We start from the raw sequence: 9,209 nt of genomic DNA on the forward strand, positions 1-9,209 counted from the left end.
CACCCCGCTGGGTACCGTTCGGTCCATGGATCTCGTGCCGGACGACCGCCCCGCCGATGCCGCTTCGGCGGAGCTGGCGGACCTGCTCGCCGGTCCGCTGCTGCCGGCCGCTCGGGGCCTGCTGGGCTGCCGCCTGAGCGCCGGCGGTGTCACCGTCCGGATCACCGAGGTCGAGGCGTACGCCGGTATGGCCGGTGACCCCGCCTCGCACGCCCACCGGGGCCGCACTCCCCGCAACGCGGTGATGTTCGGCCCCGCCGGGTACGCCTACGTCTACTTCACCTACGGGATGCACTGGTGCATGAACGTGGTCACCGGTCACGAGGAGGAGGCCGCCGCCGTACTGCTGCGCGCCGGCGCGGTCGTCGACGGCCTGACCACGGCACGGGAGCGCCGCCCCGCCGTGCGGCGCGACGTGGATCTCGCCCGTGGGCCGGCCCGGCTCTGCGCCACCCTCGGCATCGACCGCTCGGCGTACGGCGCGTACCTGCTCGGTGACGGCCCGGTCCGGTTGCGACCGCCGGTCGAGCCGGTGCCGCAGGAGGCGGTGGTGGCGGGGCCACGCGTCGGCGTGACGGGCGCGCACGATCTGCCGTGGCGGTTCTGGCTCGACGGCGATCCCACAGTCAGCACGTACCGCAGGCACGTGCCCCGCGTCCGGCGCTGAGGGCACCGTCCGGCGTGGGCGCCGGAGTCTGTCGGGGGGTGTGGCCATAATCACCGGACCTGCTCACCGACGGTATCGGAGGACGTCATGGCAACGTTGCTCGCGATCGGCACCGCCAAGGGTTTGTTTCTGGCCACCAGCGCCGACGACCGGCGCAGTTGGGGGATCACCGGTCCGCACTTTCCGATGACCGGTGTCTATTCGGTGGCGGTGGACACCCGCCGTCCGACCCCGCGGCTGCTCGCCGGCATGACCAGCTCGCACTTCGGCCCCAGTGTCGCCACCAGCGACGACCTCGGCGCGACCTGGGACGAGCCCGACCAGGCGCCGGTCGCGTTCCCGGCCGACACGGGCGTCTCCCTCGGGCGGGTCTGGCAGCTGACGCCGGCCGGCCCGGACGAGCCGGACGTCGTCTGGGCCGGCACCGAGCCCTCGGCGTTGTTCAAGTCCACCGACGGCGGCCGCAGCTTCGAGCTGGTCCGTTCCCTGTGGGACCACCCGCACCGCCCCCAGTGGGAGGCCGGGTTCGGCGGTCAGGCCGTGCACACCGTGCTGCCCCACCCGCGTGACCCGGCTCGACTGCTGGTCGCCATGTCCACCGGCGGGGTCTACCGCTCGGAGGACGCCGGGGCGAGCTGGTCGCCGGGCAACACGGGCATCCGCGCCTACTTCATGCCTGACGAGTGGCCGGAGTTCGGCCAGTGCGTGCACAAGGTCGCCCGGGACGCCGCCAACCCCGAGCGGCTGTACGCGCAGAACCACCACGGCGTCTACCGTTCCGATGACGACGGCCGCACCTGGTCCTCGATCGCCGACGGGCTGCCCAGCGACTTCGGCTTCCCGATGGTGGCCCACCCCGGTCGCGGCGGCACGGTGTGGATCTTCCCGCTGGTGGCCGACAGCGAGCGGTTTCCGGCCGATCACCGCTGCCGGGTGTTCCGTTCCGTCGACGCCGGCGACAAGTGGGAGGCGCAGTCGGTGGGGCTGCCCGAGGGGCCGTTCTATCCGGCGGTGCTGCGCGACGCGATGTGCGCCGACGACGCGACCCCGGGTGGGGTCTACTTCGGCACCCGCTCCGGCTCGGTCTTCGCCAGCCGCGACGAGGGCGACTCCTGGTCGTCGGTCGCCGCACACCTGCCCGACGTGCTCTGCGTCCGCGCCGCGGAGGTCTGAGCGTGGTCACCGTGCTGCTGCCCGGCCCGTTGCGCGGCGAGGCCGGGGGTGCGAGTCGACTGAACGTCACCGCCGCCGGGACGCTGCGGGCGGTCCTCGACGAGGTGGCCGTCGCGCATCCCCGCCTGGCCCGGCGCATCCGCGACGAGCGCGGCGAGCTGCGCCGCTACGTGAACGTCTTCGTCGACGGGGAGGACTGCCGGCATTCCGGAGGTCTGGCCACGACGGTCGTGGACGGCGCGGAGGTGCAGGTGTTGCCCTCGGTGGCGGGCGGCTGAGCGAGCCGCCACGAAGGGCGTCCTCGACCCGATTGTCGGGTTCCCGAGGGTGACCGGTGCCACTGCCGGGCACGCTGCCGACGGAATAGTTGACTCGTCAAATAAGTTGTGAGCTGCGTCCGGGTACCACGACGGCATCCGGTTGACACGCGAGGAGCTGGTCATGCAGTTCGGAGTCTTCACCGTCGGTGACGTCACGGTCGATCCGACCACCGGTCGGGAGCCGACCGAGCATGAGCGGATCAAGGCGATGGTCGCCATCGCACTGAAGGCCGAAGAGGTCGGGCTCGACGTCTTCGCCGCCGGTGAGCACCACAACCCGCCGTTCGTTCCCTCGTCCCCGACCACCATGCTCGGTCACATCGCGGCCCGCACCGAGCGGCTGCTGCTGTCCACCGCGACCACGCTGATCACCACCAACGACCCGGTGAAGATCGCCGAGGACTACGCGATGCTCCAGCACCTGTCCGACGGCCGGGTGGACCTCATGATGGGCCGGGGCAACACCGGCCCGGTCTACCCGTGGTTCGGCAGGGACATCCGCGCCGGCATCCCCCTCGCCATCGAGAACTACGACCTGCTGCACCGGCTGTGGCGCGAGGACGTGGTCGACTGGAAGGGCAAGTACCGCACGCCGTTGCAGTCGTTCACCTCGACGCCGCGTCCGCTCGACGGGGTGCCGCCGTTCGTCTGGCACGGCTCGATCCGCAGCCCGGAGATCGCCGAGCAGGCCGCGTACTACGGCGACGGCTTCTTCGCCAACCACATCTTCTGGCCCAAGGAGCACACCCAGCGGATGGTCGGCCTCTACCGCCAGCGCTACGCCCACTACGGCCACGGCTCCGCCGACCAGGCCATCGTCGGCCTCGGCGGCCAGGTCTTCATGCGCCGCAACTCGCAGGACGCCGTCCGGGAGTTCCGGCCGTACTTCGACAACGCCCCGGTATACGGGCACGGGCCGTCGCTGGAGGAGTTCACCCGGGAGACCCCGCTGACCGTGGGCAGCCCGCAGCAGGTCATCGACCGCACGCTCGGCTTCCGCGAGTACGTCGGCGACTACCAGCGGCAGCTCTTCCTGATGGACCACGCCGGTCTGCCGCTCAAGACGGTGCTGGAGCAGCTCGACCTGCTCGGCGAGGAGGTCGTGCCGGTGTTGCGCAAGGAGTTCGACTCGCTGCGCCCGGCGCACGTGCCGGCGGCGCCCACGCACGCCTCCCTGGTCGCCGCGGCCGGCGGCGCGAAGGACAGCACCGTGCACGCCGTCGACGACGTGACGGGCAAGGCGCCGGAGGGGGCGACCCGATGACCCGCCGTACGCTGGCCGTCGTGTCGGCGGGGCTCAGCCAGCCCTCGTCCACCCGGCTGCTCGCGGATCAGCTCGCCGGGGCGACCCGCGACGAGCTGGTCCGGCGCGGCCACGACGCGGAGCTGCGCGTGGTCGACCTGCGCGAGTACGCCCACGACGTGGTCAACAACATGCTCACCGGATTCCCGCCGGCCGCGCTGCGCGAGGCCATCGACACGGTGACGGGGGCGGACGGCATCATCGCCGTCACCCCGATCTTCAGCGCCTCGTACAACGGGCTGTTCAAGTCGTTCTTCGACGTCCTGGACGCGGGGTCCCTGGTCGACCGGCCGGTGCTGATCGGGGCCACCGGCGGCACCGCCCGGCACTCGCTCGCCCTGGAGCACGCCGTACGCCCGATGTTCAGCTATCTGCGGGCGGTGGTGGTCCCCACGGCGGTCTTCGCCGCGCCGGAGGACTGGTCCGACGGCACCGCCGACGGCGCTCTGCGAGGCCGGATCCGGCGTGCCGCCGGGGAGTTGGCCGACCAGGTCGAGCGCCGTCCGCCCACCAGCGGCCCGGCGGACCCGTTCGCCCTAACCACCGACTTCCTGCAGATGCTCGGCCGAGAGGGCGACACTCCGGTCAGGTGACCAGCAGCGACCGGGACCACCCCACTCCGACGCCGATCTTGCAGATTCTGTTGCGGAAATGTCCCTTTGATGGGCTGATGCCGCAGCAGGAAGTGCAAGATCGGCGGGGGAGGGGACGTCGGGGGTGGGGCGTACCCTCCCCGGATGACCTCTGATGTGCGGCTGCGGCCGGTGCGCGAGGACGACCTCGTGGAGTTTTTTCTGCACCAGCAGGACCCCGAAGCCAACCGCATGGCCGCGTTCGGTCCGGTCGATCCGTCGGACCACCGTGAGTTCGCCCGCCACTGGGCACGGGTGCTCACCAACCCGGCGAACCGGGTCCGCACCGTCGAGGCCGACGGCGAGGTGGTCGGCTACGTGAGCGCCTTCCCGGTCGACGAGCAGACCGAGGTCAGCTACTGGATCGACCCGACCCGGTGGGGCCGCGGCCACGCGACCGCGGCCCTGGCCGCCCTGCTGCGCGAGCTGCCCCGGCCGGTGCACGCCCGGGCCGCGAAGGACAACGCCGCCTCTCTCGCGGTGCTGCGCAAGTGCGGGTTCGTCGTGGTCGGTGAGGACTCGGGGTACGCCAACGGGCGGGGCGCGGAGGTCGAAGAGTGGCTGCTGGAGCTGCCCGCCGACGCCCCTGACCTGGGCGGGCACTAGTCTCGCGGGGTGAATTGGTTGGATCTGGTCGGCTGGGCCGGCTCTGCGGTGCTGGTGTGGTCGCTGCTGCAGTCGCGCATCCTGCGGCTGCGCGCCCTCAACCTCGTCGGCTGTTTCATGCTGATCGGCTACAACGCCGCCATCGAGGTCTGGCCCATGGTCGGGCTCAACGTCGTCCTCGCGGTGATCAACATCTGGTATCTGCGGGGGATGCTCGCCACCCGCCACGACGAGCAGACGTACCAGGTGGTCCAGGTCGGTGTCGACGACCAGTTCCTGGCCCACACGCTGCGGGTGCACGGGCCGGACATCGCCCGCTTCAACCCCCACTTCCACTGGGACCCGGCCACCGCCGACCGCTCGGCCTTCCTGGTGGTCACCGCCGACGAGGTGGTCGGGGTGGTGCTGTCGCACGCCGAGGCACGCGGGGTCGCCCAGATCGACCTGGACTACGTGACCCCGAAATTCCGTGACTTCACCCCCGGCGAGTTCGTCTACCGCCGCAGCCGCCTCTTCACCGAGCGCGGCTTCCACCGGGTCGTCAGCCCACCCGGCATGATCGCCCCCTACTACCACCGGCTCGGTTTCCGCCCGGAGGGCGACTCGTACGTCCTCGACCTGCCCGCGTCACCCGCAACCGAATCGGCGTAGCGTCACCCCGGCAGGATTCGGCCGAGGCCGCACGGGGCACAGAAGCGCGTACGCCGGGCGGGCTCGTCGACCGGCGGGCGCCGTGCGTACCGGCCGGCGTCACCATCGCAGAGGGAGCGAACCGGGCGTGCAGAGCTACGGGAGCCAACTGGCCCTGGTCGGGATCCTGATCGTGATCAACGCGCTCTTCGCCGGCAGCGAGATGGCGCTCGTGTCACTGCGGGACAGCCAGATCCAGCGGTTGGAGCGCACCAGCCGGGCCGGAGGCGTGCTCGCCCGGCTCGCCAAGGACCCGAACCGCTTCCTCGCCACCATCCAGATCGGCATCACCCTCGCCGGCTTCCTGGCCTCCGCCGCGGCGGCGGTCTCCCTCGCCAAGCCCCTCGTGCCGCTGCTCGGGATGTTCGGCGACGCCGCCGAGACGGTGTCGATCGTGGTGGTGACCCTCGCGCTGACCTTCGTCACCCTGGTCTTCGGCGAGCTGGCCCCCAAGCGGATCGCCATGCAGTCCGCCGAGCGGTGGGCCCTGTTGGTGGCCCGCCCGCTCGACGTGCTCGCCAGCCTGACCCGGCCGGCCGTCTGGGCGCTCGGCGCGACCAGCGACCTGGTCGTCCGCCTGTTCGGGCTCAACCCGAAGCACGAGCCCGAGGAGATCGGCCCGGACGAGCTGCGCGACATCGTCGCCGGCAACCACGGCTTCACCAAGGAACAGCGCACCATCATCGCCGGGGCGGTGGAGATCGCCGACCGGCGGTTGCGGGCTGTCCTCGTACCCCGGTTGCAGGTCTTCACGCTCGACAGCGGGACCACCGCGGAGGCCGCGCGGCTCGTGCTGGCCGCCACCGGGCACTCCCGCGCGCCGGTGGTGCGCCACGGCGGGCTGGACGACACCGCCGGTGTGATCCACCTGCGCGACCTGGTCGGCGTGCCCGACGACAGGCCGATCGACGAGATCGCCCGCCCGCCGATGCTGCTGCCCGACTCGCTGCCGGTGGTGGACGCGCTGCGTCAGTTCAAGGCCGAGCGCCAACACATCGCGCTCGTCGTGGACGAGCGTGGCGCCGTCGACGGCATCGTGACCCTGGAGGACATCCTGGAGGAGATCGTCGGAGAGATCTACGACGAGACCGACCGGGACGGCTACTCGGTCCGGCGCGAACCGGACGGCGCGATGGTGCTGCCCGGCACCTTCCCGGTGCACGACCTCCCGGACATCGGCGTCGAGCTGCCCTCGCGGCCGGCCGGCGACTACACCACCGTCGCCGGGCTGGTGCTGGCCCGACTCGGGCACATCCCGACCGTCGCCGGGGAGGACGTCACCCTGGACGGCTGGGTACTGACGGTGGCCGACATCGACCACCGGGCCATCACCGAGGTACGTCTGAGCCAGGTCCCCACCGACGACGGTGACGACAGTGACGACGCCGACGAGGCCGTCGAGCCGGTGCTGGACGAGGCCCGTAGCTGACCGGCCCCGGCGTCGCCCGGCCGGTCAGTCCCGGGAGAGGTTCTGCAACCGGACCTGACCGCGGGCGACCAGGCGCTCCTTGGCGTCGGTGATTTCCACCTGCCAGAGCTGCTGGCTGCGCCCCCGGTGCACGGGGGTGCCGACAGCCCGCAGCTCGCCATCGGGCACGGCCCGCAGGAAGTCGGTCTGGTTCGACACCCCGACCACCGTTCCCCGGTCGGCCAGCCAGAGCGAACCCCCGACGCTGCCCGCCGTCTCCACGACCGAGCAGTACACCCCGCCGTGCTGGATGCCGAACGGCTGGTGCAGCTCCGGGCGGACCTGCCAGCTGATGACGACGCGGTCGGGGGTCGCCTCCTCGAATGTCAGGCCGAGCAGGTTGACGAAACCACCCGTCAGATCCGGCATCTCCACGGCAGAACCCTCCTGAGAACAGTGGGGCGCAAGCGTAACCGGGCGCGTTGCCCCAAACCCGGTACGGGTCGATGCCGCCGATGGGGGAGAATCGGTGACCGTGACCGACAGCAACCTCCCGCCGTCCGGGCCGGACTCCCTGACCGACGACCTGCTCTGGCGTGGCCTCATCCAGGACTCGACAGGCCTCGACGAGCTGCGCGAGCTGCTCGACGGTGGGAGCGCCGCCACCTACTACGTGGGCTTCGATCCCACCGCGCCCAGCCTGCACGTCGGCAACCTCATGCAGGTGCTCATGGCGCGTCGGCTGCAACTCGCCGGCCACCGCCCGTTGCTGCTGGTCGGCGGGGCGACCGGGCAGATCGGTGACCCGAAGGAGAGCGCCGAGCGGGCGCTGAACCCGACCGAGGTGATCGCCGGGTGGGTCGAGAGGATCCGCGAGCAGCTCGCGCCCTTCGTGTCGTACACCGGGGACAACGCGGCGCAGCTGGTCAACAACCTGGACTGGACCGGTGAGATGTCGGTGGTCGACTTCCTCCGGGACGTCGGCAAGCACTTCCCGGTCAACAAGATGCTGGCGCGGGAGGTGGTGCGGGCCCGGTTGGAGACGGGCATCAGCTTCACCGAGTTCAGCTACCAGCTGCTGCAGGCGAACGACTTCTTCGAACTGCACCGCCGGCACGGTTGCCAGCTTCAGTTCGGCGGCTCCGACCAGTGGGGCAACATCACCGCCGGCGTCGACTACGTGCGCCGGCGGGGCATGGGGCCGGTGCAGGCGTTCACCACGCCGCTGGTCACCAAGGCCGACGGCACCAAGTTCGGCAAGAGCGAGGGCGGCTCCGTCTGGCTCGACCCGACCATGACCAGCCCGTACGCGTTCTACCAGTTCTGGGTCAACGTCGACGACCGCGAGGTCGACCGCTACCTGCGGTACTTCAGCTTCCGTACCCGTGACGAGTTGGAGGAGCTGGCGAAGGCGACGGCCGAACGACCCGCGGCCCGGCTGGCCCAGCGGGCGTTGGCCGAGGAGCTGACCACGCTGGTGCACGGCCCCGAGGAGACCCGGCAGGCGATTGCCGCCAGTCAGGCGCTGTTCGGGCGGGGCTCGCTCGACGATCTGGCCCCGGAGACTCTGCGCGCGGCGCTCACCGAGGCCGGACTGGTGCGCCTCACCGGCGAGCTGCCGGACGTGGCGGGTCTGCTGCGGGATTCCGGGCTCGTGAGCGGCCTCAAGGAGGCCCGTCGCGTCATCACCGAGGGCGGGGCGTACGTGAACAACACCAGGGTGACCGAGGTGGACGCCACGGTGTCGACAGGCGACCTGCTGCATGGTCGTTACCTGGTGCTGCGTCGGGGGAAGCGGTCGTTCGCCGGCGTTGAGCTGGGCGAATAGTCGACCGTCGACGATGTGACGGGGGACGCGTCCGGCGGATTTGACGATCATCGGGCCGGACGCGTAACTTTCTCTCTGCCAGCGCGGAACGGACGAAACAGGCGAAAGCCTGAAAGCGGCCGGAGCGCGGTGACGGCCTCGGGGGTCGGGCGGTTCTGCCGCCAGATCGCCGACCGGGTGGTGCCGACAGAACGCCGCGAGGCGGATTTGGTGCGGCGGAACCGACCGGGTAAGGTAGTCAGTCGGCAGGGAAACGGACGAGCAAGCGGGAGACCGCTGCGGCCGGCCTGCCGCCCCATGAAGCGCACGGCGCAAGCCGGTCGAGTCATGGTGCCCGCAACACGGTGAAAGTACGACGAACCGCGAAACACCGGTTTGACACGGCGGAAATCGGCGGGTAACGTAGTAAAAGTGCCTGGCGCTGAAAGCGCCCGACACGCGGAACGAAAAGCCCCAAGTTGGGGTCCCAGAGATGGGGCTTCGGGTTGGTGTGTGGTTGTTCTTTGAGAACTCAACAGGGTGCTTGTAAAGCCAGTGCCAATTATGATTTATACCCCGGACTGGCAGCCTGCTTTTGGTGGG

The 9,209-nt window shown here is 70.8% G+C and carries 10 protein-coding genes; 9 read left to right on the forward strand and 1 reads right to left on the reverse strand.

Features of this window, described 5'->3' with window-relative positions:
- The first annotated feature begins 25 nt into the window (after positions 1–25).
- The 8 genes from ABZU91_RS21870 to ABZU91_RS21905 all read left to right on the forward strand — a co-directional run bounded on the left by ABZU91_RS21870 (position 26) and on the right by ABZU91_RS21905 (position 6,820).
- Positions 26–667 (forward strand): DNA-3-methyladenine glycosylase, encoded by a 642-nt coding sequence (locus ABZU91_RS21870; RefSeq protein ID WP_355243295.1) that lies wholly within the window; start codon positions 26–28, stop codon positions 665–667.
- A gap of 87 nt (positions 668–754) precedes the next feature.
- Positions 755–1,840 carry an exo-alpha-sialidase gene (locus ABZU91_RS21875; RefSeq protein WP_355243297.1) on the forward strand — a complete coding sequence of 362 codons (1,086 nt, stop codon included), beginning with the start codon at positions 755–757 and terminating at the stop codon, positions 1,838–1,840.
- A 2-nt stretch (positions 1,841–1,842) separates the two neighbouring features.
- Positions 1,843–2,118 carry a ubiquitin-like small modifier protein 1 gene (locus ABZU91_RS21880; protein WP_355053134.1) on the forward strand — a complete coding sequence of 92 codons (276 nt, stop codon included), beginning with the start codon at positions 1,843–1,845 and terminating at the stop codon, positions 2,116–2,118.
- 163 nt (positions 2,119–2,281) lie between these two features.
- Positions 2,282–3,424, forward strand: a complete 1,143-nt coding sequence (locus ABZU91_RS21885; RefSeq protein ID WP_355243300.1) for an LLM class flavin-dependent oxidoreductase — start codon at positions 2,282–2,284, stop codon at positions 3,422–3,424.
- Complete coding sequence (locus tag ABZU91_RS21890) at positions 3,421–4,056, forward strand: FMN reductase (RefSeq protein ID WP_355243303.1); 636 nt, start codon at positions 3,421–3,423, stop codon at positions 4,054–4,056. Before ABZU91_RS21885 ends, ABZU91_RS21890 begins: the two co-directional genes overlap by 4 nt.
- A gap of 144 nt (positions 4,057–4,200) precedes the next feature.
- The gene (locus ABZU91_RS21895; protein ID WP_355243305.1) at positions 4,201–4,701 is read left to right on the forward strand and encodes a GNAT family N-acetyltransferase; all 501 of its coding nucleotides are present in this window, start codon (positions 4,201–4,203) and stop codon (positions 4,699–4,701) included.
- A gap of 9 nt (positions 4,702–4,710) precedes the next feature.
- Positions 4,711–5,352 (forward strand): hypothetical protein, encoded by a 642-nt coding sequence (locus ABZU91_RS21900; protein ID WP_355243308.1) that lies wholly within the window; start codon positions 4,711–4,713, stop codon positions 5,350–5,352.
- A 127-nt stretch (positions 5,353–5,479) separates the two neighbouring features.
- Positions 5,480–6,820: a hemolysin family protein gene (locus tag ABZU91_RS21905; protein ID WP_355243311.1), complete on the forward strand. Its 1,341-nt coding sequence runs from the start codon at positions 5,480–5,482 to the stop codon at positions 6,818–6,820.
- A gap of 24 nt (positions 6,821–6,844) precedes the next feature.
- On the opposite strand, the gene ABZU91_RS21910 is transcribed toward ABZU91_RS21905, so the two are convergent.
- On the reverse strand, positions 6,845–7,228 hold the full coding sequence (locus ABZU91_RS21910) for a PaaI family thioesterase (protein ID WP_355243337.1): 384 nt from the start codon (positions 7,226–7,228) through the stop codon (positions 6,845–6,847).
- 106 nt (positions 7,229–7,334) lie between these two features.
- On the opposite strand from ABZU91_RS21910, the gene tyrS reads away from it, so the two are divergent.
- On the forward strand, positions 7,335–8,627 hold the full coding sequence (gene tyrS, locus ABZU91_RS21915) for a tyrosine--tRNA ligase (RefSeq protein WP_355243339.1): 1,293 nt from the start codon (positions 7,335–7,337) through the stop codon (positions 8,625–8,627).
- Positions 8,628–9,209: the final 582 nt, after the last annotated feature.

This window comes from Micromonospora sp. NPDC005174, assembly GCF_040608495.1.
GTDB lineage: Bacteria > Actinomycetota > Actinomycetes > Mycobacteriales > Micromonosporaceae > Micromonospora.

What these genes read in the sequence shown, in the direction of transcription:
- ABZU91_RS21875 (WP_355243297.1), top strand. Translation starts at nt 755, where the DNA reads ATGGCAACGTTGCTCGCGATCGGCACCGCCAAGGGTTTGTTTCTGGCC.
- ABZU91_RS21910 (WP_355243337.1), bottom strand. Translation starts at nt 7,228, where the DNA reads ATGCCGGATCTGACGGGTGGTTTCGTCAACCTGCTCGGCCTGACATTC.
- ABZU91_RS21885 (WP_355243300.1), top strand. Translation starts at nt 2,282, where the DNA reads ATGCAGTTCGGAGTCTTCACCGTCGGTGACGTCACGGTCGATCCGACC.
- ABZU91_RS21895 (WP_355243305.1), top strand. Translation starts at nt 4,201, where the DNA reads ATGACCTCTGATGTGCGGCTGCGGCCGGTGCGCGAGGACGACCTCGTG.
- ABZU91_RS21890 (WP_355243303.1), top strand. Translation starts at nt 3,421, where the DNA reads ATGACCCGCCGTACGCTGGCCGTCGTGTCGGCGGGGCTCAGCCAGCCC.
- ABZU91_RS21870 (WP_355243295.1), top strand. Translation starts at nt 26, where the DNA reads ATGGATCTCGTGCCGGACGACCGCCCCGCCGATGCCGCTTCGGCGGAG.